This is a genomic window from Niastella sp. OAS944 (assembly GCA_024809215.1).
GTDB lineage: Bacteria > Bacteroidota > Bacteroidia > Chitinophagales > Chitinophagaceae > Niastella.
In genome coordinates, this window is sequence record JANUBW010000003.1 from 514,042 (window position 1) to 540,120 (window position 26,079).

Below are 26,079 nucleotides of genomic sequence, written 5' to 3' on the forward strand. Positions count from 1 at the left end.
TTACAGTTCTTTCCTTAACCGGGCCACCGGAATATTCAATTGTTCGCGGTACTTGGCAACGGTTCGGCGTGCAATATTATAACCTTTTTCCTGCAATAGCTCGGTGAGTTTTTCATCGCTCAGGGGTTTCTTTTTGCTTTCGCCTTCAATAAGATCGCTGAGGATCTTTTTTACTTCACGTGTTGAAACTTCTTCCCCGCTATCGGTACTAAGAGATTCGCTAAAGAAGAATTTCAACCTGTATGTACCAAATTCAGTTTGTACAAACTTACTGTTGGCCACGCGGCTTACCGTGGAGATATCGAGCCCGGTGCGTTCGGCAATATCTTTCAGGATCATGGGCTTCAGCGTGGTTTCATCGCCCGTAAGGAAGAACTCGCGCTGATAGGTCATGATGGTTTCCATTACACTGCTCAGTGTGTGCTGGCGTTGTTTAATGGCATCGATGAACCACTTGGCCGCATCGATCTTTTGCTTTATGAAAATGATAGCTTCTTTTTGCCGTTTGTCTTTTTTGCTGCCCTTATCATATTCGCGCAGCATATCGCGATAGCCTTCGCTTATTCGCAGATCGGGCGCGTTCTTAGAGTTGAGGGTAAGTTCCAGCTTACCGCCATTGTTATAAACAAAGAAGTCGGGCACTACATAACTTTCAGCCTTATTGATGTCGTAATGATTACCGCCGGGTTTTGGCGTAAGGCGAATGATATGGCTGATCACATCTTTCAGTCCATCATCATCGAGGTTAAGGCCACGTTGAATTTTATCGTAGTGCTTTTTGGTAAACTCATCGAAGTAATCGGTAAGTACATCAATGGCGCGGTCAACATTTCTACCTTCTACCTGCTGGCGGTGTAATTGTATCAATAAACACTCCTGCAGGTCGCGGGCACCTACGCCCGGCGGGTCAAATTGTTGAACCAGTCTGATCACCTTTTCCACTTCCTGCTCATTAGTATCAATATTCTGGCGGAATGCGAGGTCATCAACAATGGCTGCGGTTTCGCGGCGCAGGTAACCATCATCGTCAATACTGCCTACTATTTGTTCGGCAATACGGCGTTCTTTATCGCTCATCTTTAACATTCCCAGCTGCCCCAGCAGGTGTTCATGAAAAGACGTTTCTATTTTATATGGAACTACTTTCTTGTCGTCCATTTCGGGATAGTTATCATCCCGCAATTTGTAATCAGCTATTTCTCCGTCTTCATCGCCTACGTATTCGCTAATGTCAATATTATCATACTCATCCTCACTGCCATCTACATCAAAATCCTCTTCATCGCTACTGTCGAATTCATCTTTCGTCTCATTATCATACTCGTCATGATTTTCTTCAGACACTTCCAAAGCCGGATTTTCTTCCAGTTCTTCTTTGATCCTTTCTTCTAAATTAGCCGTAGGCACCTGCAGCAACTTCATAAGCTGAATCTGCTGGGGAGAAAGTTTTTGGAGTAGCTTTTGCTGTAAACTTTGACTCAATGCCATGTGCGTCAATATTTTATTTCAGTTAGTTGCTTAAAAATTTAACAAAAATTCGCGGCAACCACAAAAATCAGGCCGTAAATTTACAAACAAATGTAATGAACGTTGTGAAAGGTTTTTATAAAATTATTGTCTTTGCGGCTTTTTGTTTGCTGCCGGGGATTATTTCGGCTCAAAATCAAGTAAATATAACATTGGGCCGGGTGTTATTTTCTTCGGACAAAGTAGCGGCGGTTTCTATGTATAAACTACCTAAAAAGTTACCAACAACTGGTTTTCATGAAGTAAGCCACCCCAAAGTGGCCGTTCAGCCTGTTTTTCAGGCCCCAAATGTGGTGAGTACTATTAGTAACAATTATTACACCCAGCGGTTTGGCTTATTTTGTAAACGGGAGTTAGAGTTGGAGAAGGTTACAAAAGTGGCTTTCCGGTTTAGACTGGGTTCTTTGGAGCAGGCTAATAGATTAGAATATGGCTGTAGCGAATGTAAAGAAGGTCATAGGTAATAGTTGGCTGGTCGTGAAACGTGAAACGTGAAAGGGCTCGCGATTTTTCGGACTAAAAACTAATTTTGCACTGACTGAAAATTCAACCTGATTGCGTAAAGCCGCGAACCTCGAAAGTAAAGCGTTTCACGTTTGCCGTTTCACGTTTCACGCCGTTCGGCGATTCACGATCATTCACGATTGTCAGCAGCTACTTCCTCACAATCTTATTAATAACAGTAACATCCTGCTGAAACTTTTGCAAAGTACTTAACGCATCTTTTGGCGTACTTTCTTTAAAGTATTTCTGCAGCCACAGTTTGGAGCTGTCTGGCTCGCGCATGGCGCGGTATTCATCTTTCTCTTCATATGAGGTGGCAAACACAGCGCCGGCTTCATACATTCTTCTTAAAGTCAAATACAATGTATCGCCCTGGGTACTGTTTATGAGGAGGCTGTCGACCATTTCTTTTTTATTACCACTCATTTCGGCCCTGGTTAAAGCCATTTGCGATTTCATGATCCAGGAGGTGGCATCGAGGAAAATAATGGAGAGGTCGTTATTCAAATAGTGGGTTTTTCTTAGACTGTCGAGGCGGTCCTGCGCTTTTCGGGCCGAATCGCTGATGTTACGGGCGGCACTTCCGCTTTGCGAATCCTGACTTTTACAACCGGCCAATACTAATAACGCTACCAGGCAAACACACATGCCTGTTTTTATAGAGATAACGGTCTTTTCCATTTTAAATGCGCTGGTTTAGCAACGTTCAGAAGATGATATCTTTTGCTGACATCATCTTCTAAACGTGGGCCTGGTAGTAAAATTATGGTTAGGCTGAGATCTTTTGCGCAGCCAGTACTTTCTTCACTGCCGCTACAATTTTCTCCCCTTTTTCTTTCATTTGTTGCTCGCCTGTAAGCAGCGAGATCTGTGTTGTAATACCGCGGCTCATTACTGCATCACTTGGCGAAAAATCTTTATTGGCCTGTTGCATAATGGCTGCTTTGTACTCGGGGTGCAGGGCATTAAGTGTAACGCCCTTCTTCAGGTGCTCCCATTTGCGTATATAATGCCAGTTATGATCGAACCAGTAGAAGTTGCCACCCCATGCATTCTGGGCTTTTAATTCAGCAACTACTGCCTGTGTTAATTCGGTGGTTGGTAAGAACCAGCTTAAGAAAGTGCAGCTATCGCCTGCTTCATCGAGCACCCGGCGGAAGCTGATCTCTGGCACCTGAGCCAGAATGGCTTTCAGCTGAGAATGGCCAGCACGTTGTTTGGTCAGAAACTCTTCCAGGCGGTTAAACTGCGCTAAACCTACTGCGGCATGTAGTTCAGATATGCGGTAGTTGTAACCCAGGAACGGATGCAGATCGGCGCCACGGTCTACACCTTTGTGGTCGTGACCATGATCGCTGAAGCCGTCGCTGTTAATATACACATCTTCCCTATTGGTTACAATTGCACCGCCTTCGCCACAGGTAACTGTTTTTACAAAGTCGAAGGAATAGCAACCGGCATCGCCAATGGTACCCAGGTATTTTCCTTTATAAGTAGCGCCAAAGCTTTGGCAGGCATCCTCCAGCAATATCAGGTTGTGTTCTTTACATATTTGTTGCAGGGCGTCCATATCGGCCTGGGCGCCGCACATATGTACAGGCATAACGCATTTTGTTTTGGACGTAATGGCTTTGCGAACCGCATCGGGGTTCATGGTAAGGGTATCGTCTACATCAACCAGCACGGGCAGGGCACCTACGCTGATGATAGATTCAAAGCTGGCCACAAATGTAAAGGTGGGCATTATCACCTCATCGCCATAGCCTATTCCCAATGCGCTTAATACGGTGGTAAGGGCTGTAGTGCCGCTCGATACCAGGTGGGTATACTGGCAGCCAAATTTTTTATTGATGGCTGCTTCCAGCTCTTTTGCTTTCCAGATCCCTTTACGTGCTCCATCGAATCCAAACCGCATCAGGATACCGGTTTCAAGTACATCATTAACTTGTTTGCGTTCATCGGCGCCCCATAGTTCAAAGCCAGGCATATTGAATTTGTTTATGGTTTATTTGTCAAAATATTTGGTCAGCAAAGGTAGATATTTCGGTGGATAGTGGTGATCCAGTTTGGATATTAGCATGGGTACCGGTTGAACAAAGTAATTTGGTAAATAGTTGCAGGTTAACAAGTTGACAGGTTGACAAGGAAGTTGAAAAGTTGAAGGAGATGATAAAGTTGATAAAGGGAATACAAGTTTGTGAGTTGGTCAGTTGTTCAGTTTGTAAGTTAAAAACGATGCTCCTTCGCCGCCTTCGGCGGTTCCGGATGGTTTTTGGGTCCCCCGTCGCTAACGTGCGGAAAAGATTATTGCTATGCGTCGCGGCTTCGCAGCTCCTATTCTCCTGAACCCGGAATCTGTATTTGTATTCCCGGCAACTGGTAACCGGAACCCGGAAACAAAAAAGAGGCTCCCTTTGCAGGAAGCCTCCCATATCTTTAATCCTTTTACCTATTGGTAGCCGCACTGCCGGCTTGTCAACTTATTAACTCTTCAACCTGTCAACTTTTCCCTACTTCGCCGCTGTATTAGCCTCTCTATTCAACGTCCAGCCCAACCTGTCCACCTTTACGGCCTCCAGCTTTATCGGCCAGTTGGGGTATGGCTTGCTTTCGGTATTCTCATCATCTAGGCAGGTTACATAAAACCTTACAAATTTTTTATCGTTCCGCAACGGCGCGTAAAACACACAAGTGTCGACCGAATCGAAACGGCTTCCTATTAATTGGGCGTTATAAAAATTGTTGTTATTGAACTCCTCATTATAACAAGCGTATAAACGGTAACATTTTATTTTTTTCGCCTGGGTAGAGGTTGTTTTTGTTCTTGCTACTTCTATGCGCAAGGTGGTATCAACCGGTTTTATTGAAACCACTTCAGGGGTTTCGGGTCTAACTTCATCAATCCACGGCATAGGTGGCACCATGGCCGGTTCTTTATAATAATTATAGCGCAGGCTATCGTTCCAACCCAGCGGATTTTTTAAGAAGGAGGCCGTACTGAAGTAAATAGCACCCTGAATTTCAGGATATTGGCGCATAGCCTGTATCTGGCGCGGGATCTGGGTTTTATCTTTCCACGCTGCACTTGAACCGGCTTTAAAAATGCCCAGTCCAACATAACAATGCTTGCCGTAGCTGTGCTTTGCCCACCAGTCGAGCAACACTTCATAAGCTGCCCGGGGGTGACCAAATTCAAAATAGATCTGTGGCGCTACATAGTCTATCCAGCCGCTTTTTAACCAAAGTAAGATATCGGCATACAACTCACTATAGTTGGTCAGCGCCTGAGTTTCACTGCCTTCGGGGTCCTGGCTGCGGTTGCGCCAAATGGCGAAGGGTGAAATTCCAAAACGGCAAAACCTGTTCTCTTCTTTAATGGCGTTGCTAAGCTTTAAGATGATAGAATCGGTATTGCTCCGACGCCAATCGCCAAGGCTCAGCCCATTTCCGTATTTCTGATAAGAATCTTTATCAGGGAATTCTTTGCCTGAAATGGGGTATGGGTAGAAATAATCATCAAAATGAATAGCATCTATATCGTAGCGGCTAACAATATCTCGGATCACATTCACCACATAATTCTGTGCTTCTTTATTACCGGGATCGAAATACCGGGTACCGCCATAACTCAAAAACCACTCGGGATGTGTTTTGGTAATATGGCTGGCAGCAATGGGCGCTTTACCTATGGCAAACTCGGCCCGGTAAGGATTGCACCAGGCATGGAACTCCATACCGCGTTTATGGGCCTCTTCAACCATGAATGCCAATGGGTCGTAATAAGGAGTTGGCGCCTTACCTTGTTTACCGGTAAGCCATTGGCTCCAGGGCTCGTATTGTGATGGATAAAATGCATCGGCGCAGGGTCGTACCTGTACGATAACGGCATTTAAGCCATTACGCTTATGCATTTCAAGCAGGTTTATATACTCTGCTTTCTGGCTTTCAGTATTATAATTTCCACGTGTAGGCCAGTCAATGTTATCAACTGTAGCAATCCATGCTGCCCTAAATTCATATTTAGGCTGCGCTACAACATTAAACACTATAAAACAGGCCACTACCAACAGGCTTAGTGTTCTTTTCATATTCGGATTAAAGATTAACGGATTTCAATAAAAGTACGGTTATTCTGAATTTCTTATCTTATCGAGAAGCTGATTTAACATTTTAGCGTCCTCTTCACTCAAATTGCCCAGCATGGAATCCATTTGCTCGTTGTAGCTATCTAGCCGGTCGAGCAACTGCATACCGGTATCGGTTATGGTAACATCTACCAGCCGACGGTCGGTTTTACATATCACTTTTTGTACTAACTCTTTCTTTACCAGCCTGTCAACAATACGACTGGTATCACTCATTTTATCCAACATCCGCTGGCGGATCTGTAACGTGGACAATGGCTTTCCGGCACCCCGCAAAATGCGGAGAATATTATACTGCTGGGAGGTAATATCTCCCTTTTCAAAAAACTGTTTGGTCTTTTCTGTTATCCAGTTGTAGGTAAAGATCAGGTTGACCACCGTTTTATGATACTCATTCCGGAACTTTGGCTGTTGTATGTCTTTTTCTATACTCATGGTCTGCACAGGAATAAATATTAGTTATTGAATAAAAACTGATAACCAGGGGCGGGTCGACCGCGTTAGCATAAATATGCTATGTGTACTGCATTTCATAGGGTCGTTATCGGAATACAGATTGATAAGTAACTACATGAGCTACCTGCTCAAAAGCACTCCATTTATCGCTATGTATACGTTGCTGTAATTGGTCTTCTGAAAACTCATTCAACAGTTCTTGAATAGTTTCATGCTGATGTTGCAACCGGCTACAAACAGATGCAGACAAGGACATATACTCACTGGTTTAAACTTGTTCTGCGGTCAGGTATGGGGAAGGATCAGGTTTCCTTGTGCTTAGTTTTGGGTCCTAATTCTAAGCATTGTTTTGGGTTTATTTCCCGGGTTGTTAGGGGTTATTTGGTCTGGTCTATTGGCTGACCTTATTATTGTACTGCTAAACCTATTTTGTTTTTCGAAATTACATTATTTCTTATTCCTTAAGCACTTTTAAAGCTACTATTCCTCTTTTTTGATTACTCTTACCAGCCTACGTTATATAATTTCCCTTAGTCGCCCCACACTCTTGTTCCTTCACTGCAATTGGCGCAAATATCAATATTTTTCCGCCCCATCAACACCTGCTCACGAAATCGTTTATACTTATCGTTATGCCACACTTCTTTAAAGCTCATACCTTTCAGGTCACCCAACGGATGCTGGGCATCTTTATCAAAGCAACAGGGTACAACCAGTCCATCCCAGCTAATAACCGTAGCGTGCCATAACCGCCAGCAATGGTTGCTCAGGTTATTCCTGATCTCCATTTTTCCGCTTTTGTTTTTGCGGTACCGGCTGAACTTTTCAATGGATGGTATTAGCTTATTAGGATCGTTCTCATAATCGTACACCTGGGCTGTTTTAAATCTTACTTCATCAACTCCTATCTCTGCTGCCAGCCGCTTTACATCTTCTATCTGATGCTCGTTCGGTTTTACTACCAAAAACTGGAAGAATACGAACGGCGTTTTACTCCTGAGTTCTTTTTTCCACTTTACTATATTTCGGGCCCCTTCCAATACCTTATGCAATTTTCCGCCCACCCTATATTGTTGATACACATCCTGGGTAGTGCCATCTAATGAAATGATCAGCCTGTCGAGGCCGCTTTCAACCGTTTTACGGGCGTTTTCATCGGTGAGGTAATGTGCATTGGTGGAGGTGGCAGTATATATCCCCTTTTCCGATGCGTATTTCACCATATCGAGAAAAGCCGGGTTTAAATACGGTTCGCCCTGAAAATAAAAGACAAGGTATAAGAGGTCTTTTGACAGTTGATCAATAGTTTGCCGGAAGAAATCATTTTTCAGCATTCCCGTTGGCCTGGTAAATGCCCTTAAACCGCTGGGGCATTCCGGACAGCGTAAATTGCACGATGTGGTAGGTTCGAATGAAATAGAGATGGGATACCCCCACTGCACTGGTTTGCCGGTTATCTTACTTATATAATAACTGCTTAATACCTTACCTGCATTCCATGCCCGGCGGGGTGTTAACCTCGATATTAAATTGAAACTATCGTGCCAGTTAATTGCGGGCATAGGAGTGTAAAATTAGGGTTCGTAAGCTTAAAGACAATGTTTTAAGTACCGCAACGTTTAAAAGAGTTAAAATTTTCCACTTCAACAGATTATATCATCGCTTTGTTTAAGCGCTCCAATATATTTGTGTACCCTTATGGCAAATAAAAAAAAGGTAGCCATTGTTTGGAAATTAGTCGTTAGCCTGATCGTAGCAGCAACAATTTGCATGCTGGTGTTGAGGGCGTATGAATGGTGGCAGGAAAGAAGAGCTCATTTTACCCGATATGCGGCATTTGGCATTGAAGTTCCCACCCGATATACAATTCATGGCATAGATGTAAGCCGCTACCAGGAAACTATTGACTGGGAAAGCGTAAGAAATATGAATGTAGCAGGCATTAAAATGGGCTTTACATTCATAAAAGCAACCGAAGGAGTTGAAAGCCTGGACCGTTTTTTTAAACGTAACTGGAAAAGGGCCAAAGATGCCGGCATGGCTCGCGGCGCCTATCATTTTTTTATTGCCACCAAAAATGGCAAGGCCCAGGCCGAGCATTTTATTAAAACGGTAGAACTGCAACCCGGCGACCTGCCGCCCGTGCTCGATGTGGAAGCCACATACGGTGTGCCCTGGAAAAAAGTACGCGAGCGGGTAAAAGAATGGCTTACAACTGTTGAGAATTACTACGGGGTTAAACCCATCATATACGCCAATGTTGATTTTTACCAACAGGTACTCAAAGATGAATTTGATGAATACCCTTTATGGGTGGCCCATTACCTGCAAAAAGAAAAACCCCGCATTTACCGCGACTGGCATTTTTGGCAATACAGCGAGCAGGGCCATGTGAATGGTATTTTTGCCAAGGTTGATTTCAACGCATTTAGCGGCGACTCTACCGACTTCAAGAAATTACTGGTCAATTAAACGGAAAGAATAAGGCTTTTAAGCCATTTTGCCCTTACAAAATGTAATTTTATAGGGGCTTAGGGACGCTTTGCTATCATAAAAACGAACTGCAGATGCTGATTTTATTTTTTTTTGATAGCAAAAACTTTTTAGATGATGCGGTTCAAAAAATTTTCGACAACCGGGAATTTTTGGACGATACAAAAAGTAAAGTTTTACAGCCTCTAAAAAATTTTCCTGTATGGATATGATGGAACATGATGTTAAGGACTTTTTGAAGCGGATCGTTTGGACTGTTTCAGCAGGATTTTTTTGGCTTACCATTACCGTGGCCATTGGCGCTTATAACGACCTGTTGGTACCCAACCCTAAAATAACTATTGGCAATATCATCTTCTACATTTGGTTCGCCGTTACCACGGCAGCCCTCATCTATTTATATGTTCGTATTTGGAAGAAGAAGTTTCCGCATGGGTGAAAAGCGGCAATCGGCAATGGCTCGCCACTATTCAGCCTCGCTCACGTGAAACGGCAAACGTGAAATAAACACAAAAGGCTCCCTGGTTGAAGGAAGCCTTGTATAAAAATCTTTTGTTTCAGCCTTGTTAACTTATCAACTTCAAATTAGAATCTGGTAGCCGGACAACCAACTTTTCTATCTCTGTGATAAGTGGGTAACCCAGCAATACGCCTGTAGGTATCGAAGAAAATTCCACGAACAGTTACGGTAGCGGCCATATAATAATAACCATCTTTTACGCTCGATCCACCACGGGGACTTTTAGCCGCAGGATATGCGCCAGCACCAACTTCATCGCCCCGGTAAGCCAGGTCAACAGCAGTTTGTCCTTTTGCAGCCAACAAAGTGCCCTGGTCAACATATTGGGTACTAACATCATCGAGGTAATCGGTAAATAATTTGCGATAGCCCATTTCTATTCCCACCCTTACATCTTCACTAATGGCATACATGGCCCCAATTCCAAGTGGTATCATAAACTGGGTAAGTTTATATTCATTTTTACCAGCAACTATACCCTGACCTTCGGTGCTCAATGGCTTTAGATAGGTTTTGTTGCCATCGGCAGTTTTGGCGTACGGGTTAAAGTGAAACAAACCCACTCCTGCATAAATATAGGGAGTCCACCAGCTGTTGTTAAGGCTTAAAATATTGTATTGTGCACCCAGCTCCCATTCAAAGATCCGGCTTTGAAAGCTCAGGTTACGGGCTTTCATTGCAGTGGTACCTTTTTTATCGTCGCCTGCCAGTGATGTAAGCGTAAAATAGGTACGGGCAGTAACATGTTCCGATATATCATACATGGCGCCCAGTGACCCCATGAATTTTGCCTGTTTAAAAGTAATGTTCTTTGATTGCAGATCGCCCTGGTAATTGGCGATGCCCACCCGGGCCGACAAATGAAAGTTTTGAGCAAATGTTGCCAGGGGGGTGCAACATAACACCATGATAATCTTTCTCATTAATATTCAATTAGGATATAATCTGTTCGCCGGCACAAATCTACGGCTTGGTTGACATCCTTAAACGGTTTATGAGTTAAAATATTACTTACCCATACAGGGTTCCCAGTTACCGGGTTCCTGTTGCCGGGAAATGCAAAAATTCAAGTTACAGGTTGCAGGGTGCAAGTTTCAGGGAATACAAAATACAGGTTGCGGGTTTTAAGTTTCAGGTAACTCACGATTAATAGCGGGCACCGATAATCGCGAGCTATTGCCGATTGCCGATTCACGATTCACGACTACCTACTGCTTCGCATCCAAAATAACCGGTGTATTCCCCTTGCCCATAATTACCATTTTTGCGTTGCCCGAACCGGCGAGGTCTTTCAGGGCTTTTATTTGCTCATACTGTAGTTGCCTGTCGGTAAGGCTTTCGCTAATGATGCGCTGATAATCTGAAATACCCTGCGCTTCAACACGCTTGCGCTCAGCTTCCTGGCGCTCTTTTGCCAATACAAACTGCATTTTTTGCGCATCCTGTTCAGCCGTTATCTTTTGCTCTATGGCCGTTTTCACCATGGCCGGCAGCGTTATGTTGCGAACGAGTAATTGCTCAAGTACCAGTCCGCGGTTTTTAAAATCGGCTTCAATGCTTTTAAAAATGCGGGCCTGAAATTCATCGCGTTTAGAAGAATACAGTGCTACCGCTTCATAATACACGGCATTGTCGCGGATCTTGGTGCGGGTAACCGGTCGTACCACCTTACTGGTAAAGTCGAGGCCGGTTTCGCGTACAATACGGGGCGCATCGGTTGGTAGTACCCTGTACAAAACCGTGAGGTCGATCACTACTTCAAGGCCGTCGGCAGTAAGGGCGCGTATGGCGTCATCACCCGATTTCTGGCCTTCATCATGTACCCCGCTCATTGTATAGTTTTGGGTTTTTACGTCCATCTTTTCTACATCGAGCAATGGGTTTATGAAGTGTAAGCCACTTGTCAATACATCGTTCTGTACTTTACCAAACAGCTTTTTTACGCCCACCTCTCCGGCATCAATTTGAATAATGCACGACGTTATGATCCCAATTAATATAACGATGGCGCCAAGGATGCGAACAGGTGCAGCAAAGCGACGGAAGTTATCCTGGTTGCGGGCTACTGCCAGGCCAATAAGAAAAATGACAAACCCGATAATTATAAGAGCCATGATTGTATGGTTTAAGTTCGCACATTATGGCCGCCACCAATATGGCTGTCATAACGGTGCAAACAAGGTTGAAGTGGTTCAACAATTTCCGCGCATTCATCATGGTACCTATAGAGAATCCCTATTGCTATTTAGCACTATAGTTTAACTGCTATGATCAGAAACAATAAACCAGGAGCCGTTGATCTTTCTGAAAATTAGATCATAGTGGCCACCTACATCGCCCACCTTTCTTTTCAAATGCCATTTTCCTACAACGAAGTAATAATCACGGGAGAGGCGCTGTACTTTAATGAGGTCAAAAGACAGGGTACCCATTTCGTCGGAATTGCTGTAATTCTTTTTATAGTTCATTAGTGTGTTCTGGTATCCATATGTTACACCGCTTTTTCCAATAAACATTAAAGAGTCATTGTTCCAGTACCCTTTCATAAATTCTTCAATATTTCCGGCATTCCAGGCAATGGTTTGGTCGCCTAGTATTTTTCGAACGGCCTGTTCATCTTTATCCTGTGCCCAAACCTGTTGAATTAAAAAGAAGGATAAAATGAAGAGAGGTAAACTTCTCATAATATGTGTAGTTGTTTGTTTAAAGATAAGATTTAGTTGACGAGTTAATTCGTTAACCAGTTAACCCGTTAACCTGCATAAAAAACCCGGAGGCTTCAAATTACCTCCGGGCTTTCTTATATATTAAAATTCTATCTTAAAACTTAAACTTCTTCATATACGCAGCATCTACCTCTGCACTTTTCAGCGGCGTGCTGTTATCGTAACGCTCCTGCTCAACAATATAATACTCCAGGCCATTTGATTTACCTGCTTTCAGTATCTTTTTAAAATCAATACTACCAATACCCAGGTCAATAGAGGCTTCGTGATCTTTTGGATCGGCGCCTTTTCTGCGGTCCTTTACGTGGCACAACTTCCAGCGGCCGGGGTATTTATTAAACCAGGCAATTGGGTCTGCGCCGGCTGTAACAACCCAGTAAATATCCATTTCAAAATCAACCGTGTCTTTATTGGTGCCCTGCATCAATATATCCTGTGGCAGCTGACCGTCCATTGTTTCAAAGCTGTAGCCGTGGTTGTGATAGGCAAAACGCAATCCATTCTTTTTACAAATGTCGCCGCAGGCATTGAACGTATCAACTGCCTTTTTAAAATCATCTATCGATTTATTGCGACCACCCAAACTTGGGCATATCAAATACTTCATGCCTATTTCACCTGCCTGTGCCGCCTTTGTTTCAAAATCACTGAATACGTTACAGTGGCTCGACACAATGGTAAGGCCCAGCTCATCCATATATTTCTTGAACTCTTTATTGGTCATGCCCCAAAACATGCCATCCTTGCCTTCGTAACTTTCAATTTGCTTATAGCCAAAAGCTGCCACTTGTTTTAAAACCCCTTTGGGATCTTTTGGCAGATCGGTGCGGAGAGAGTATAACTGCAAACCGAATTTTTTAATGCTTGCATTGGTCTCAAAATCTTCCATAGAGAAGGCTGATCTTCCTATTAATAATCCCGACGCCAATGTTCCGGTTGCTTTGAGGAAACTTCTTCTATTTTGCATGAATCACTTGTATTTAATAGTAAATGATGAATGTTGAAGTGAAATACACTTCATCATTCATCATTCGTTATTCGACATTCAATATTTTATAAAGCCCAGGCTTTGTCGCCTTTTTTATAAGGGATGCACGCATCGTAACGGCCGGGCACTGGCACATAGCGTAAAGCTTGTGTAGCGCCGGGTTCAGATGTGAAGTAACCCAACAGCGTTAACTGTTTCATCTGTGTAAAGTAGTGCGCGCCGTCTTCCTTCTTTTTATTCTTTGCGTAATCTTTTTGTTCTTTATCCAGCTCGTTCAACAGCTCTTTACGTTGTTCGGGCGTTGCTTTCAAAAACCCGTTGCCGCTGAATTTCTTCTTGCTGGCCTCGTTCAGTTTATTCATGCCTTCCAGAAAGATCTTCTGGTTCTTTTCGTCATAGCAGTCTTTTACCATAACGGTCATGAATGTACCAACCTTGGCAGCTTTGGCGCCTGGGGTATCGGTGGCAGGAATAATGGTTTCCGCTACTTCATCCAGGTAAGCAATATCGTCGGCGGTAAAGTCAACCGACTGGCCAACTTTTTTATCGCCACTGGCGCAACCGCTCAGAAAGAATTCAGCCCCGATCACCGTACTCCCCAACAACAATGCAACACGGGATAATGCGTCTCTTCTGTTCATAATTATAAATTTGAAGTATGAATCGTTTTAAGAATTTCAATTTATTAGTGCCAGCATTTACTTTTGAGCTTCGCATTAAAGCATCGCACATTAGCAAATTATCACATTAGCACATTGACTACAGATTGCCTTTCTTTAATTCATTCACTGCAAAATCAGCCGCCCGTGCCGTAAGCGCCATATACGTTAACGATGGGTTTTGGCAGGCTGATGATGCCATAGCGGCGCCATCGGTAATGAACACATTCTTTACATCGTGCATTTGGTTGTTACCATTCAGCACCGATGTTTTAGGATCTCTTCCCATACGGGCCGTACCCATTTCATGAATACAGAATCCGGGCGGGGGATCGTTGTCGAATGTCTTCACATTTTTTAATCCTGCTTTTTCCAACATCTCTGCTGCGCTGTCCGTCATGTCTTTGCGCATGATCTTTTCATTTTCCTTGAACTCACAATCGATATCAAGTATAGGCAGCCCCCATTTATCTTTCCTCTCTTTGTTTAAGGTAACCTTGTTCTCATAATAGGGTAAATGTTCACCCCAGGCCCCAATACCCATTGACCATTTACCGGGTTCGGTAAGACTTTCTTTCAGTTCAACACCAATGCCATCGCCGTTGCTAACCCGGCCCCGGCTTGCGCCACCCTGGTAACCAAAACCGCGTACATAATCGCTGCGCTTTGTTTTTTCACTTATGTTTCTGAACCGGGGTATGTAAATACCATTTGGTCTTCTTCCATAATAATACGAATCCTCAAACCCGTCATAATCTCCGTGCGCTCCTACACCATAGTGATGGTCCATGAGGTTGTGGCCCACCTGCTCGCTGCTGTTGCCAAATCCATTCGGGAATACATCCGATACGGAATGTAACAGAATGTGAGCAGTGCCCAGGGTAGATGCGTTCAGGAACACTATTTTGGCATAATACTCTTCGGTTTTCATGGTTTCCGCATCGAGGATGCGAACACCTGTAGCTTTCTTTTTGTCTTTATCGTACAGTACGTCGAGCACAATTGAGTTCGGCCGTAAAGTAAGATTGCCGGTTTTCTTTGCTGCGGGCAGTGTTGCCGAGTTACTGCTGAAATAACCACCGAACGGACAGCCCTGGTGGCATTTGTTGCGGTACTGGCAGGGTCCACGGTCGCCTACCTGCCTGGTGTGGTTGGCCGAACGGCCCATGATCATTACCCGGTCGGTATAGCTTTGCTTAAGGCTGGCAGCCACATGTTTTTCGAGGCAATTCATTTCCATTGCTGGCAAAAATTCCCCGTCGGGCAATTGCGCCAAACCATCTCTATTACCATTTATACCGGCGAACTTTTCTACATAGCTGTACCATGGCGCCAGGTCTTTGTAGCGAATGGGCCAGTCAACACCGTGCCCGTCCTTGGCATTGGCTTCAAAATCAATATCACTCCACCGGTAGCTTTGACGGCCCCACATCAGCGAACGGCCGCCAACATGGTATCCACGGATCCACCAGAATTTCTTTACCTCGTTGTATGGGTTTTCGATATCGTTGACAAAGAACTTTTTCGACACCTCGTCATAAGCATAACATTTACTTTGAATAGGGCTGTTCTTCTTGTCTTCTTCACTCTTGTTCATATGGTAGGGTAACTCCCATATATTCTTTTCTGTTCCGGCGTAGTCTTTAATGTGTTCCACATTTCTACCGCGCTCCAGCACCAATGTTTTTAAACCCTTTTCGCATAATTCTTTGGCGGCCCAGCCACCACTTATACCTGAACCTACAACAATTGCATCATAGGTGTTTTGTGCGGTTGCTTTAGTGTTTAGGTGTACGTTTAAGGAATCCCCCATACTATTAATTTGATAATGTGATAATATGATAATGTGATAATGAAATACACCGGTTAAGACGCTTTCATTTAAAATAAAGCAGCGTGTAATTTAAATAATTTTTTAAATGTATTTAAGACATCAATCTGCCAATAGCACATTAGCATATTATCACATTAGCTTATTCTGTTTTAAATATTTCCTTTTTTTAGTTCACTTACGGCATGGTCAGCGGCGCGGGCCGTTAATGCCATGTAAGTAAGTGATGGGTTTACGCAGGCGGCAGATGTCATACAAGCGCCGTCTGTTACGTATACGTTGGGAGCATCCCAAACCTGGTTGTGCGCATTGAGCACCGATGTTTTGGGATCTTTACCCATACGGGCTGTTCCCATTTCATGAATACCCATGCCCATGAAATAATCGCTTTCGCTGGCTTTTACATTTTTCAATCCGGCGTTGGTAAGCATTTCCATGGCGTCGTTCTTCATATCTATGCGCATCTTCTTCTCATTTTCCTTCAATTCGCAATCGATAGCCAGAACGGGCAGTCCCCATTTATCTTTTTTCGATGTATCGAGTGAGATCCTGTTCTCGTGGTAAGGTAAAATTTCGCCGAAGGCGGTCATACCCAGCGACCAGGGACCTGGTTCTGTTAATGCGTCCTTCAGTTCGGCACCAATTCCCAGCTCAGCTATCTGGCGGTTCCAACCCTGACGGCTGGCTGCACCCTGATAACCAAAACCACGAACATAATCTCTTTTATCGCTGCCAACATTGCGGAAGCGGGGAATATAGAAACCTGTTGGTCTGCGACCGAAATAATATTTGTCATCATACCCTTCGGCCATGCCATCGGCGCCTACTCTGAAGTGGTGGTCCATAACATTATGGCCCAACTCGCCGCTGCTGCTGCCCAAACCGCCCTGCCATACATCCGTGGCCGAATTAAACAACACCCAGGTACTGTTAAATGCCGAAGCACACAGGAACACCACTTTCGATTTGTACTCGTAGGTCTTGTTATCCTGCGCATCTATGATCTCAACACCCGTGGCTTTTTTCTTGTCTTTATCGTACAACACTTTTGTAACAATAGAGAAAGGACGAAGCGTAAGGTTACCGGTTGCCATGGCAGCTGGTAAAGTAGATGATTGCGTGCTGAAGTAACCACCGAACGGACAACCCAGCCAGCATTTGTTGCGGAACTGGCATTTTGTACGGCCTGGTAATTCCTGGGTAATATTGGCCACGCGGCCTATGAATAAATGACGTTCTCCTTTGTAATATGCTTTAAGGCGGGCTGCTACATCTTTTTCAACACAGTTCAATTCCATGCCGGGTTGAAACTGCCCGTCGGGTAAATGAGGCAGACCTTCTTTGGTACCACTTATACCTGCGAATTTTTCAACATGATCGTACCAGGGCGCAATGTCTTTGTAACGAATAGGCCAGTCAATAGCGTGGCCTTCTTTAGCATTGGCTCCAAAGTCGAGATCACTTAAGCGATAGCTTTGACGGCCCCACATTAAGGAGCGGCCGCCCACATGATAACCACGATACCAGTCGAACCGTTTTGTTTCGGTATACGGACAATCTTTTTCATTTGTCCAGTAATTCAGGTTCGTTTCGTTGAGAGGATAGTCCCGGTTCAATACAGGATACTCCTTTATCATTTCCTGGGTTTTGCCACCGCGGTGTGGAAATTCCCAAGGTGCTTTGTTGGCACTTGCGTACCCCTTTATGTGTTCAATATTTTCACCGCGTTCAAGCAACAAAACTTTCAATCCTTTTTCGGTAAGTTCTTTTGCAGCCCAGCCGCCACTAATGCCCGAGCCCACTACAATAGCATCATAAACATTATCTGCCATGGTTCAATCGTTTTTAGTTTATAAGAAACACGTATAGAAATAAGTAACAGCTATTATACATCACAGATTTTGATCGCTTTTTCAAGCGATACCAGTTTTTCTTCATTGGTTTTGCGGTTTGGAATAAACTCCTGCGCCACATAACCTTTAAAGCCGGTGTCTAAAATGGCCTTCATGATGGCAGGATAATATAATTCCTGCGTTTCATCAATTTCATTCCGGCCGGGAACACCGCCGGTGTGGTAATGTGCAATGTATTGGTGGTTGTCTTTAATGGTCCTTATAACATCGCCTTCATCTATTTGCATGTGATAGATGTCGTATAACAGTTTGAAGTTTTCTGATCCTATACGTTTGGCGAGCTCTACACCCCAGGCGGTTTTATCGCACTGGTAGTCTTTGTGGTTTACTTTACTATTGAGCAGCTCCATTACAATGATCACGTTGTTCTTTTCGGCTATGCTCATGATCTGTTTCAATCCTTCTGCACAATTGTTCCAACCTGTTTCATCGTCTATACCCCGGCGGTTGCCGCTGAAGCAAATAAGGTTTTTATAACCTGCTTTTGCTACCAGGGGAATCATTTCGGTATAGTTCTTTATTAACTGGGCGTGGAATTTTTTATCATTCCAGCCATCTACCAGGTTTATTTCGGCGCCGTTGCACATAGAGGAGAACACACCGTATTTCTGCAGGGTTGGCCAGTCTTTAGGACCAACGAGGTCAATAGCGCTGATACCCATTTTTTTTGCGGCCGCAGCAAACTCATCCAACGGAATTGAACCGTAGCACCAACGGCACACAGCATGGTTGATATTTCCTTTCAAGGCTGTTGATTTAGTTTCTTCAGAAGTGGTAAAAGACGAAAGCACGTTGGCAGTTCCCAGTGCGGCCGTTCCCGCTACCAGGTTTTTAATGGCAACTCTTCGCGATTGATTGGCCATGTTTAAAAATGTTAAGATTGAAATTTACAAATTGTTCTCACAAAATCGTTTAATTGTGGAACCGCCGATGTTAAAATATTATTAATGGTTAAGATAGTACTATTATGCGCTAACAGGTGTTAACAGCTCGGCCTTCTTTCTGCCGCGCATGTAAAAAACCAACCCTGCAAACGCTACAACCAATACTATTGGAATAATTAAAGTGGTATCTAAGATCTGCGGACCGGCTGCTTTTTTAGCTTCAGAAAGCGCATTGGCCATTTCTGATCCCGGGGCTGCGCCCATATACGTTTTCAGATCGGCGCCTGCGGGTAACTTATCGGCCAGCAGTTTATCATAATGGCTTCCCATAAGCATCATATATATTGACACCGCAAACATACCTGCGCCGCCCATTAAGTTCAATCCTACTGCACCTGTTTTGGGAAGGTTTTCTGAAACAAACCCGATCATGGTTGGCCAGAAATAACAAACACCCATACCGAAAATTAAGGCGCCTACGAAAACCATGTTCCCTGTAGTATGACCTAACAAATAAATTCCTAAAGCAGAAAGTATGGCCGATATAAGCAGTACCCCCTGTGGCGATAAGCGATGCACAACAGGCTCAGCCAGGCCGCGGCCTACAACCATTACACCGGTTTCGAGCGTAAGCAACAATATGGGGTTATCGGTAACATTCTTTAATAATACATCTATCCACTGCCCGGTAAACAACTCTGTAATGGCTGTTCCGAACATACAGATGATCATGAAAATAAACAGCGGATTCAATAATGATTTATACATGTCGCCTGTTGAAACACCGGCAGCTACCCGTTCAGTAACCGGGAATTTCAGCTTGCTTACCAGGTAACCATAAATTAAAGTAGGAATAAGCATTACGGCCACCTGTATTTGCCAGGGTTGCATACCGGCAATAGGACCTATACCTGCTTTATTATATAAGAATACTATAAGCGTTCCTATAACAATACCGCCGGGAAACCAAAGGTGAAAGTGATTTAATTTAGTGGTTTTATTTTCGGGGAATATAGCTGCTACCAGTGGGTTACAGGCCGCTTCTACCGTACCGTTGGCAATACCTATTAATAAGGTAGAGAGAAATAATGGCCAGTACCCTTTGGCAAAAACAGTTAATATAATACCTACCAGGTGAAAGAAACAGGCAAGTAAAAGCAACTTTTTCATGCCAATAACATCTACTACCATACCGCCAATAATAACGGCTAAAGGAAAGCCCCAGAATGCTGTGGCTGCTATGGTCCCTAATTGAGAAGCGTTGAGTTGAAATTCGGTACCTAACTGGCCTAAGATACCGGCACGTATGCCGAAAGATAAAGAGGTTACTAAAAGAGCTAAACAACTGGCCCAGAAAAGCTGGCCGCGATTGATAGTTGGTTGTTGCATGGCAAGAAATCTTTTTGGTTTAATATACGGCTGGTAATTGATAATTTTTAAAGTTTTTACCGAACCACCGTAACTTTATCGAACGCAATTGTAAATTCGTTAGATTCACAATAAGCATGTAAATGTAATTTTTTATTTTAAAACAAATCCTTTTTCACATTTTCTAATTAATATTTCATGAACAGAAAATTAAGAATGGGAATGGTAGGTGGAGGCAAAGATGCCTTTATCGGCGCTGTTCACCGCATTGCTGCCAATATGGACGGACTCATTGAACTGTGCTGCGGCGCACTAAGTGTAAATCCTGAAGTGGCCATCGAATCTGGAAAAATGTTATTTCTTCCCGAGGATCGTATATATACCAATTACGAAGATATGATCAGGGCCGAAAGCAAATTACCAGCCGATAAACGTATGGATTTTGTAACCATCGTTACGCCCAACTTTGCACATTTTGCTCCTGCTATGATGGCGCTCGATCATGGCTTTCATGTGGTGATCGAAAAGCCTATGACCTTTACACTCGACGAAGCTAAACAGTTAAGCAAAAAAGTTGAGGAAACCGGTTTGCAGTTATGTTTAACACATACCTATTCGGGTTATCCTATGGTAAAACAGGCCCGTGCTATGGTACAGGGCGGTGCACTGGGTAAGGTTAGAAAAGTAATTGTTGAATATCCGCAAGGCTGGTTAAGCCGTTTGAGCGAACGCGAAGGAAACGCACAGGCCGCCTGGAGAACCGATCCTAAAAAATCGGGTAAGAGCGGTGCTATGGGCGATATTGGTACACACGCTGCACACCTTACAGAATACATTACCGGTTTGAAGATAACCCATCTTTGCGCCGACCTGAATACAATGGTTGAAGGCCGCCACCTCGATGATGATGGCAATGTTCTATTAAAATTTGATAATGGCGCCGCCGGTGCTTTAATTGCTTCGCAAATAGCCGCCGGGGAAGAGAACGCTTTAAAAATTCGGGTATACGGCGAGTTGGGTGGCGTTGAATGGGCACAACACGAACCCAATACCCTTATTGCCAAATGGCTCGATCAACCTACACAGATCTTACGCGCGGGCGCTAACTACACCAGTGTATTATCTTCTTTTGCCACACACAACTGCCGCACTCCGGGCGGGCACCCCGAAGGTTACCTCGAGGCATTCGGCAATATCTATCGCAACTTTGCATTGACACTGGGAGCCAAAATTGACGGACAACAACCTTCAAAAGAAATGCTCGACTTTCCTCGGGTAGACGAAGGCGTTCGGGGCATGGCGTTTATTGATAATGTTGTAAAAAGCAGCGCCAGCAAAGAGAAGTGGACGTTGTTTGAAGTATAACGGAAAAGCTCCAAATCACAAATTCCAGGTTCCAAATAAATTCAAAAATTCAAATTCCAAGCTCCAATAAAAACACCAAATTCCAATTCTTTATTGAGGCTTTTTGGGATTTAAATTGGAACTTGAGAATGGGACTTGAAATTTCTTTGGATCTTGGTGCTTGGTTCTTGTAATTTTTAACAATCAAAGTCATTTAATGAAAACATTAAAAGGACCTGGCTTATTTCTGGCCCAGTTCATGGGTGATCAGCCGCCATTCAACTCACTGAAATCAATTTGCCAGTGGGCCAAAAGCCTGGGTTATATAGGCGTGCAAATTCCTACCTGGGATAGCCGCTGTATCGATTTACAAAAGGCTGCAGAAAGTAAAACCTATGCCGATGAGATAAAAGGCATCGTAAATGAATGCGGTCTTGAAATAACCGAACTATCAACACACCTGCAGGGACAACTGGTAGCAGTTCACCCTGCTTATGATACCCTGTTCGATGGCTTTGCTCCGGAAAAGTTTCGCAACAATCCCAAAGCAAGGACCGAATGGGCCGTTCAACAATTGCACTACGCCGCCAAAGCATCACAAAATCTTGGCCTTAACGCGCATGCTACTTTTAGCGGCGCATTGTTATGGCCTACGGTTTATCCCTGGCCACAACGCCCGGCCGGTTTGGTTGAAACAGGATTTAAGGAACTGGCCAACCGCTGGCTTCCCATCCTGAACACCTTTGATGAAAACGGGGTTGACCTTTGTTACGAAATTCACCCCGGCGAAGACCTGCATGATGGAATCTCTTATGAAATGTTCTTACAGCACACCAACAACCACCCAAGGGCCTGTTTGCTGTACGACCCATCGCACCTGGTATTACAATGCCTGGATTATCTCGAATACATCGACAATTACCATGAACGTATTCGCATGTTCCATGCAAAGGATGCTGAGTTTAACCCAACCGGTAAGCAGGGTGTATATGGCGGCTATCAAAACTGGATCGACAGGGCCGGCCGCTTTCGCTCACTGGGCGATGGCCAGGTTGATTTCAAATCTATTTTCAGCAAGCTGGCAGCTTATGATTATGCGGGCTGGGCCGTGCTGGAATGGGAATGCTGTATAAAACATCCTGAAGATGGCGCTAAAGAAGGTGCTGTGTTCATTAAAGACCACATTATACGGGTAACAGAAAAAGCATTTGACGATTTTGCCGGTACCGGAAGCGATGAAAAATTTAACAGATCGGTATTAGGATTAAAATAATGTAATTTGCTAAAGATATAACTTGCACAATTCTGTGAACTAAAACTTTTATTTAGATGAAGAAGTACGTTGTTTTTGCTGCTCTTTGTACAGCTATGGTTGCCTGCAACTCTTCAGATAGCACTAAGAAGGAAGGAGAAAAACCCGCTGAAAGCACAACTGCACCAGCTGGTGGCGCTTCAACAGCAGCCAATGACAAAGCCCTGGAAATGATAGGCGCATTAGATTGCACTACCTGTCATAAGATCAGCGAAAAAAATATCGGCCCTGCTTATACCGATGTAGCTAAGAAATATGAAACAACCGATGCAAACATTAACATGCTTGCTGAAAAGGTGATCAAAGGCGGCTCGGGTAACTGGGGCACTGTACCAATGACACCGCACCCAGCCCTGAGTGCAGACAGCGCAAAGGAAATGGTTAGGTACATTCTGAATTTAAAAAATCAGTAACATAATACAACCCCTGCTCCTGAAAAGCAGGGGTTTCTTTTTACGTTCAAAAACACATGAAGAAGTTAATCATCGCCTTATTTCCTGTAGTGTCGCTTGCATGCCACACAGCCAGTAAAACAACCGGTTCAACCAAAGCATCATCAATCAAAAATGATGGCTGGCAGGTACTGTTCGATGGCAGCTCAAAAAGCGCCTGGCACATTTACAACAACAAATCCGACGGTTCGGCCTGGACGGTTAAAGACGGCATCTTATACCTGGACCCTACAGCAAAGAAAAACGGAGCCGGTGGCGGTGATCTCGTTACCAATGAAGAATTTGAAAACTTTGATCTGAAGCTGGAATGGAAAATTGATACTGCCGGAAACAGTGGCATTATTTTTTTAACCCAGGAAGATCCGAAGTATGCCCAATCTTATTTAACCGGGCCCGAAATGCAGATCATTGACAATACCGGCCACCGCGATGCAAAGATCAATAAACACCGCGCCGGCGACCTGTATGATCTTGTTGCCAGCTCTACAGAGAACGTTCATCCCTGGGGCCAGTGGAACTCAATAGAGCTCATTGTTAATAAAGGCCAGCTTGAATTGCATCAGAATGGCGCTAAAGTTGTTGCTACCACCATGTGGAACGATAACTGGAAGCAACTGATCGCAAACAGTAAGTTCAAGAACTGGGCGGGCTTTGGCATGTTTCAAAAAGGACGTATTGCCCTGCAGGACCATGGCAATGGCGTTTCGTTCCGCAACATTCAGATCAAACGGTTATAATTCGTCTTTTCACTAAAATCATCTAACATATGCGCACAACTTTTGCCTGCCTCATCATTGCCGGCGCCATTACCGGTTGCCAGGGCGGAAATTCAGGTTCACAACAACCAGAAGCCGACACAACAAAAACCGATACCATGGCTACAGCTGCTCCTGCAGATATGACCAACAAACTGACCGACGCTGAAAAAAGCGAAGGCTGGCAATTACTCTTCGATGGTACTTCGAAAAGCAATTTCCATGTGTTCAATAATAAAACCGATGGCGCTGCCTGGAAGGTAGCCGATGGCGCCCTGCATCTCGACACTGCCACTATAAAAGATGGTAAGATCGTAGGCGGTGGCGATTTGCTTACCAATGATGAATATGAAAGTTTTGATCTGAAGCTCGATTGGAAGATTGACCCCGGAGGTAACAGCGGTATCATGTTTTACGTGCAGGAGGGGCCTAAATTTGGCGAAACTTATCACACAGGCCCCGAAATGCAGGTGCTCGATAATGCGGCTCACAAAGACGCCAAGATCATTAAACACCGGGCAGGCGATCTATACGATCTTATTACCAGCTCACCTGAAACTGTAAAGCCGGCCGGTGAATGGAACCAGGTTGAAGTGATCAGTAATAAAGGCGCGCTTGAATTTCATTTGAACGGCACCAAGATTCTTACTACCACCATGTGGGATGATGCCTGGAAAAAAATGATAGCCGCCAGCAAGTTTAAACAATGGCCTGGCTTTGGAACCTACAAAAAAGGTAGAATTGCTTTGCAAGACCATGGCAACTCTGTTTGGTACCGTAATATTAAGATCAAGAAGTTATAAAAGAAAGTTGACGAGTTAACTTGTTAACCAGTTAACTCGTCAACTTGTATCTACACTTTAGGAAGCTTATACCCATTATGGTACTCCTTCGCCAGGTACTGGCTGTTTATCTTTTCGTCGGTGAACTTTTCTTTCTCTTTATCCCATATTAATTTTTGTCCGCTTCGGAATGCTATGTTTCCCATTTGGGCAACGGTGGCCACATGCGACCCTGCCTGAATGGAACAATTCAGATCCTCCATTTTCCTCGACTTCACCACATCAATGAAATTCACCCAGTGAAGGTCTAACCCATTGTCTAATGATTGTACATATGGCTTGCTGGCTTTATTGGTACTTTTGGCTTCTTCCAAAACCTCCCAGCCGCCGCGGTGCAGTACCAGGGTACCATTGTTACCAATAAACCCAATACCGTGGGTTCTGCCGTAAGAACCGTTGTCGATACCCATGGCAGAATCCCATACCAGGTTGAATTTATCGAATTCGTACAGCGTAGTTAATGTGTCGGGTGTTTCTTCGCTTAGGTCGGGGTAGGCAAACTTACCACCCAGTGCTGCTATTGATTTGGGCACATCGGCTTTCATACCCAGCAGCGCATAGTCGAGGAGGTGCACGCCCCAGTCGGTCATTAAGCCACCGGCATAATCCCAAAACCAGCGGAAGTTGAAATGAAAACGGCTGGCATTGAAGGCCCGTTTTTGAGCGGGGCCTAACCAGGCGGCATAATCAACACCGGCAGGTGGATTACTGTCAGGCACAACCGGCGCCGGTTTCATCCAGCCCTGGTAGCACCATACTTTTACGGTCCTTATCATACCCAGCTTACCGCTTTGTACATATTCAACCGCATCTTTAAAATGTTGCTGGCTGCGTTGCCATTGGCCGGCCTGTACTACTTTATTATAGCGCTTTTGCGCCGCTATCATAGCACGACATTCAACAATGGAGTTACCAACAGGCTTTTCAACATATACATCTTTACCAGCTTCCGCGGCATGTATCATTTGCAGGGCATGCCAGTGGTCGGGCGTACCTACAATTACAATGTCAATATCTTTTTGATCGAGCAGCTTACGGTAATCGCCATAGGTTTTCACCTTTGAGGTGTCGATATTGTTCTTTGCCAGCTCGGCCATTCGTTTGTCGATCACATTTTTGTCAACGTCGCATAAAGCGCCAATGATAACACCAGGCACTTTCAATGCTGCAGTTACATTTGCCCAGCCCATGCCATTGATGCCAATGGCGCCAATCACTAATTGATCTGATGGGGCGATGCGATTTTTAAATATGGCAAACGCGTTATTATCCAGGGCCGACAAAACAGTGCCTCCGGCAAGCAATGTACCTGCCTGTTGCAGGAACCTCCTTCTTTGCATAAGAAAATGGTATTAGGTAG

Annotated in this window: 25 protein-coding genes; 8 read left to right on the forward strand and 17 right to left on the reverse strand. The window is 44.3% G+C overall.

The annotated features are described in order from the left end of the window. Positions 1–1,488, reverse strand: coding sequence for an RNA polymerase factor sigma-54 (gene rpoN / locus GGD38_RS16735; RefSeq protein WP_375297394.1), 1,488 nt, complete (start codon positions 1,486–1,488; stop codon positions 1–3). A gap of 26 nt (positions 1,489–1,514) precedes the next feature. Here rpoN and GGD38_RS16740 point away from each other — a divergent pair, with 26 nt between their 5' ends. Further along, on the forward strand, positions 1,515–1,991 hold the full coding sequence (locus GGD38_RS16740) for a hypothetical protein (RefSeq protein WP_375303855.1): 477 nt from the start codon (positions 1,515–1,517) through the stop codon (positions 1,989–1,991). Positions 1,992–2,181: 190 nt separating this feature from the next. On the opposite strand, the gene GGD38_RS16745 is transcribed toward GGD38_RS16740, so the two are convergent. The 6 genes from GGD38_RS16745 to GGD38_RS16770 all read right to left on the reverse strand — a co-directional run bounded on the left by GGD38_RS16745 (position 2,182) and on the right by GGD38_RS16770 (position 8,194). Next, entirely contained in the window at positions 2,182–2,712 is a 531-nt protein-coding gene (locus GGD38_RS16745; protein WP_375297396.1) for a hypothetical protein, read from the reverse strand. 88 nt (positions 2,713–2,800) lie between these two features. Beyond that, positions 2,801–4,018 (reverse strand): DegT/DnrJ/EryC1/StrS family aminotransferase, encoded by a 1,218-nt coding sequence (locus GGD38_RS16750; protein ID WP_375297397.1) that lies wholly within the window; start codon positions 4,016–4,018, stop codon positions 2,801–2,803. A gap of 523 nt (positions 4,019–4,541) precedes the next feature. Then, positions 4,542–6,119: a glycoside hydrolase family 10 protein gene (locus tag GGD38_RS16755; protein ID WP_375297398.1), complete on the reverse strand. Its 1,578-nt coding sequence runs from the start codon at positions 6,117–6,119 to the stop codon at positions 4,542–4,544. Positions 6,120–6,158: 39 nt separating this feature from the next. After that, positions 6,159–6,611: a MarR family winged helix-turn-helix transcriptional regulator gene (locus GGD38_RS16760; protein ID WP_375297399.1), complete on the reverse strand. Its 453-nt coding sequence runs from the start codon at positions 6,609–6,611 to the stop codon at positions 6,159–6,161. 106 nt (positions 6,612–6,717) lie between these two features. Continuing rightward, a complete protein-coding gene (locus GGD38_RS16765) occupies positions 6,718–6,888 on the reverse strand; it encodes a DinB family protein (RefSeq protein WP_375297400.1) in 171 nt (56 codons plus the stop codon). Positions 6,889–7,162: 274 nt separating this feature from the next. Continuing rightward, positions 7,163–8,194: a radical SAM/SPASM domain-containing protein gene (locus GGD38_RS16770; RefSeq protein ID WP_375297401.1), complete on the reverse strand. Its 1,032-nt coding sequence runs from the start codon at positions 8,192–8,194 to the stop codon at positions 7,163–7,165. A 136-nt stretch (positions 8,195–8,330) separates the two neighbouring features. Here GGD38_RS16770 and GGD38_RS16775 point away from each other — a divergent pair, with 136 nt between their 5' ends. Then, a complete protein-coding gene (locus GGD38_RS16775) occupies positions 8,331–9,104 on the forward strand; it encodes a glycoside hydrolase family 25 protein (RefSeq protein ID WP_375297402.1) in 774 nt (257 codons plus the stop codon). 223 nt (positions 9,105–9,327) lie between these two features. Continuing rightward, positions 9,328–9,564: a hypothetical protein gene (locus GGD38_RS16780; protein WP_375297403.1), complete on the forward strand. Its 237-nt coding sequence runs from the start codon at positions 9,328–9,330 to the stop codon at positions 9,562–9,564. A gap of 146 nt (positions 9,565–9,710) precedes the next feature. Here GGD38_RS16780 and GGD38_RS16785 read toward each other — a convergent pair whose 3' ends face one another. The 9 genes from GGD38_RS16785 to GGD38_RS16825 all read right to left on the reverse strand — a co-directional run bounded on the left by GGD38_RS16785 (position 9,711) and on the right by GGD38_RS16825 (position 20,035). Beyond that, complete coding sequence (locus GGD38_RS16785) at positions 9,711–10,568, reverse strand: DUF6089 family protein (RefSeq protein ID WP_375297404.1); 858 nt, start codon at positions 10,566–10,568, stop codon at positions 9,711–9,713. A 285-nt stretch (positions 10,569–10,853) separates the two neighbouring features. Further along, positions 10,854–11,759 (reverse strand): prohibitin family protein, encoded by a 906-nt coding sequence (locus tag GGD38_RS16790; RefSeq protein WP_375297405.1) that lies wholly within the window; start codon positions 11,757–11,759, stop codon positions 10,854–10,856. A gap of 144 nt (positions 11,760–11,903) precedes the next feature. Beyond that, complete coding sequence (locus GGD38_RS16795; RefSeq protein WP_375297406.1) at positions 11,904–12,329, reverse strand: YybH family protein; 426 nt, start codon at positions 12,327–12,329, stop codon at positions 11,904–11,906. A gap of 136 nt (positions 12,330–12,465) precedes the next feature. After that, the gene (locus tag GGD38_RS16800; RefSeq protein ID WP_375297407.1) at positions 12,466–13,338 is read right to left on the reverse strand and encodes a sugar phosphate isomerase/epimerase family protein; all 873 of its coding nucleotides are present in this window, start codon (positions 13,336–13,338) and stop codon (positions 12,466–12,468) included. Between the two features lie 86 nt (positions 13,339–13,424). After that, positions 13,425–14,000 (reverse strand): gluconate 2-dehydrogenase subunit 3 family protein, encoded by a 576-nt coding sequence (locus GGD38_RS16805; protein WP_375297408.1) that lies wholly within the window; start codon positions 13,998–14,000, stop codon positions 13,425–13,427. Positions 14,001–14,118: 118 nt separating this feature from the next. Beyond that, entirely contained in the window at positions 14,119–15,831 is a 1,713-nt protein-coding gene (locus GGD38_RS16810) for a GMC oxidoreductase (RefSeq protein ID WP_375297409.1), read from the reverse strand. Between the two features lie 170 nt (positions 15,832–16,001). Next, positions 16,002–17,681: a GMC oxidoreductase gene (locus tag GGD38_RS16815; RefSeq protein WP_375297410.1), complete on the reverse strand. Its 1,680-nt coding sequence runs from the start codon at positions 17,679–17,681 to the stop codon at positions 16,002–16,004. Positions 17,682–17,734: 53 nt separating this feature from the next. Further along, positions 17,735–18,625: a hydroxypyruvate isomerase family protein gene (locus GGD38_RS16820; protein WP_375297411.1), complete on the reverse strand. Its 891-nt coding sequence runs from the start codon at positions 18,623–18,625 to the stop codon at positions 17,735–17,737. Between the two features lie 102 nt (positions 18,626–18,727). Further along, positions 18,728–20,035 carry a sugar MFS transporter gene (locus GGD38_RS16825; RefSeq protein WP_375297412.1) on the reverse strand — a complete coding sequence of 436 codons (1,308 nt, stop codon included), beginning with the start codon at positions 20,033–20,035 and terminating at the stop codon, positions 18,728–18,730. A 177-nt stretch (positions 20,036–20,212) separates the two neighbouring features. On the opposite strand from GGD38_RS16825, the gene GGD38_RS16830 reads away from it, so the two are divergent. The 5 genes from GGD38_RS16830 (at position 20,213) to GGD38_RS16850 (ending at position 24,680) form a co-directional block, all read left to right on the forward strand. Next, on the forward strand, positions 20,213–21,379 hold the full coding sequence (locus tag GGD38_RS16830) for a Gfo/Idh/MocA family protein (RefSeq protein ID WP_375297413.1): 1,167 nt from the start codon (positions 20,213–20,215) through the stop codon (positions 21,377–21,379). A 196-nt stretch (positions 21,380–21,575) separates the two neighbouring features. Then, complete coding sequence (locus tag GGD38_RS16835; RefSeq protein WP_375297414.1) at positions 21,576–22,631, forward strand: sugar phosphate isomerase/epimerase family protein; 1,056 nt, start codon at positions 21,576–21,578, stop codon at positions 22,629–22,631. 56 nt (positions 22,632–22,687) lie between these two features. Beyond that, positions 22,688–23,083, forward strand: coding sequence for a c-type cytochrome (locus tag GGD38_RS16840; protein WP_375297415.1), 396 nt, complete (start codon positions 22,688–22,690; stop codon positions 23,081–23,083). Positions 23,084–23,139: 56 nt separating this feature from the next. After that, positions 23,140–23,859, forward strand: a complete 720-nt coding sequence (locus GGD38_RS16845) for a DUF1080 domain-containing protein (RefSeq protein WP_375297416.1) — start codon at positions 23,140–23,142, stop codon at positions 23,857–23,859. Between the two features lie 29 nt (positions 23,860–23,888). Further along, positions 23,889–24,680, forward strand: coding sequence for a DUF1080 domain-containing protein (locus GGD38_RS16850; RefSeq protein WP_375297417.1), 792 nt, complete (start codon positions 23,889–23,891; stop codon positions 24,678–24,680). 50 nt (positions 24,681–24,730) lie between these two features. On the opposite strand, the gene GGD38_RS16855 is transcribed toward GGD38_RS16850, so the two are convergent. Beyond that, a complete protein-coding gene (locus GGD38_RS16855) occupies positions 24,731–26,059 on the reverse strand; it encodes a Gfo/Idh/MocA family protein (protein WP_375297418.1) in 1,329 nt (442 codons plus the stop codon). Between the last annotated feature and the right edge of the window lie 20 nt (positions 26,060–26,079).

Coding starts and splice junctions, on each gene's coding strand:
- rpoN (WP_375297394.1), bottom strand. CDS start 1,488: ATGGCATTGAGTCAAAGTTTACAGCAAAAGCTACTCCAAAAACTTTCT.
- GGD38_RS16745 (WP_375297396.1), bottom strand. CDS start 2,712: ATGGAAAAGACCGTTATCTCTATAAAAACAGGCATGTGTGTTTGCCTG.
- GGD38_RS16750 (WP_375297397.1), bottom strand. CDS start 4,018: ATGCCTGGCTTTGAACTATGGGGCGCCGATGAACGCAAACAAGTTAAT.
- GGD38_RS16755 (WP_375297398.1), bottom strand. CDS start 6,119: ATGAAAAGAACACTAAGCCTGTTGGTAGTGGCCTGTTTTATAGTGTTT.
- GGD38_RS16760 (WP_375297399.1), bottom strand. CDS start 6,611: ATGAGTATAGAAAAAGACATACAACAGCCAAAGTTCCGGAATGAGTAT.
- GGD38_RS16765 (WP_375297400.1), bottom strand. CDS start 6,888: ATGTCCTTGTCTGCATCTGTTTGTAGCCGGTTGCAACATCAGCATGAA.
- GGD38_RS16770 (WP_375297401.1), bottom strand. CDS start 8,194: ATGCCCGCAATTAACTGGCACGATAGTTTCAATTTAATATCGAGGTTA.
- GGD38_RS16775 (WP_375297402.1), top strand. CDS start 8,331: ATGGCAAATAAAAAAAAGGTAGCCATTGTTTGGAAATTAGTCGTTAGC.
- GGD38_RS16780 (WP_375297403.1), top strand. CDS start 9,328: ATGGATATGATGGAACATGATGTTAAGGACTTTTTGAAGCGGATCGTT.
- GGD38_RS16785 (WP_375297404.1), bottom strand. CDS start 10,568: ATGAGAAAGATTATCATGGTGTTATGTTGCACCCCCCTGGCAACATTT.
- GGD38_RS16790 (WP_375297405.1), bottom strand. CDS start 11,759: ATGGCTCTTATAATTATCGGGTTTGTCATTTTTCTTATTGGCCTGGCA.
- GGD38_RS16795 (WP_375297406.1), bottom strand. CDS start 12,329: ATGAGAAGTTTACCTCTCTTCATTTTATCCTTCTTTTTAATTCAACAG.
- GGD38_RS16800 (WP_375297407.1), bottom strand. CDS start 13,338: ATGCAAAATAGAAGAAGTTTCCTCAAAGCAACCGGAACATTGGCGTCG.
- GGD38_RS16805 (WP_375297408.1), bottom strand. CDS start 14,000: ATGAACAGAAGAGACGCATTATCCCGTGTTGCATTGTTGTTGGGGAGT.
- GGD38_RS16810 (WP_375297409.1), bottom strand. CDS start 15,831: ATGGGGGATTCCTTAAACGTACACCTAAACACTAAAGCAACCGCACAA.
- GGD38_RS16815 (WP_375297410.1), bottom strand. CDS start 17,681: ATGGCAGATAATGTTTATGATGCTATTGTAGTGGGCTCGGGCATTAGT.
- GGD38_RS16820 (WP_375297411.1), bottom strand. CDS start 18,625: ATGGCCAATCAATCGCGAAGAGTTGCCATTAAAAACCTGGTAGCGGGA.
- GGD38_RS16825 (WP_375297412.1), bottom strand. CDS start 20,035: ATGCAACAACCAACTATCAATCGCGGCCAGCTTTTCTGGGCCAGTTGT.
- GGD38_RS16830 (WP_375297413.1), top strand. CDS start 20,213: ATGAACAGAAAATTAAGAATGGGAATGGTAGGTGGAGGCAAAGATGCC.
- GGD38_RS16835 (WP_375297414.1), top strand. CDS start 21,576: ATGAAAACATTAAAAGGACCTGGCTTATTTCTGGCCCAGTTCATGGGT.
- GGD38_RS16840 (WP_375297415.1), top strand. CDS start 22,688: ATGAAGAAGTACGTTGTTTTTGCTGCTCTTTGTACAGCTATGGTTGCC.
- GGD38_RS16845 (WP_375297416.1), top strand. CDS start 23,140: ATGAAGAAGTTAATCATCGCCTTATTTCCTGTAGTGTCGCTTGCATGC.
- GGD38_RS16850 (WP_375297417.1), top strand. CDS start 23,889: ATGCGCACAACTTTTGCCTGCCTCATCATTGCCGGCGCCATTACCGGT.
- GGD38_RS16855 (WP_375297418.1), bottom strand. CDS start 26,059: ATGCAAAGAAGGAGGTTCCTGCAACAGGCAGGTACATTGCTTGCCGGA.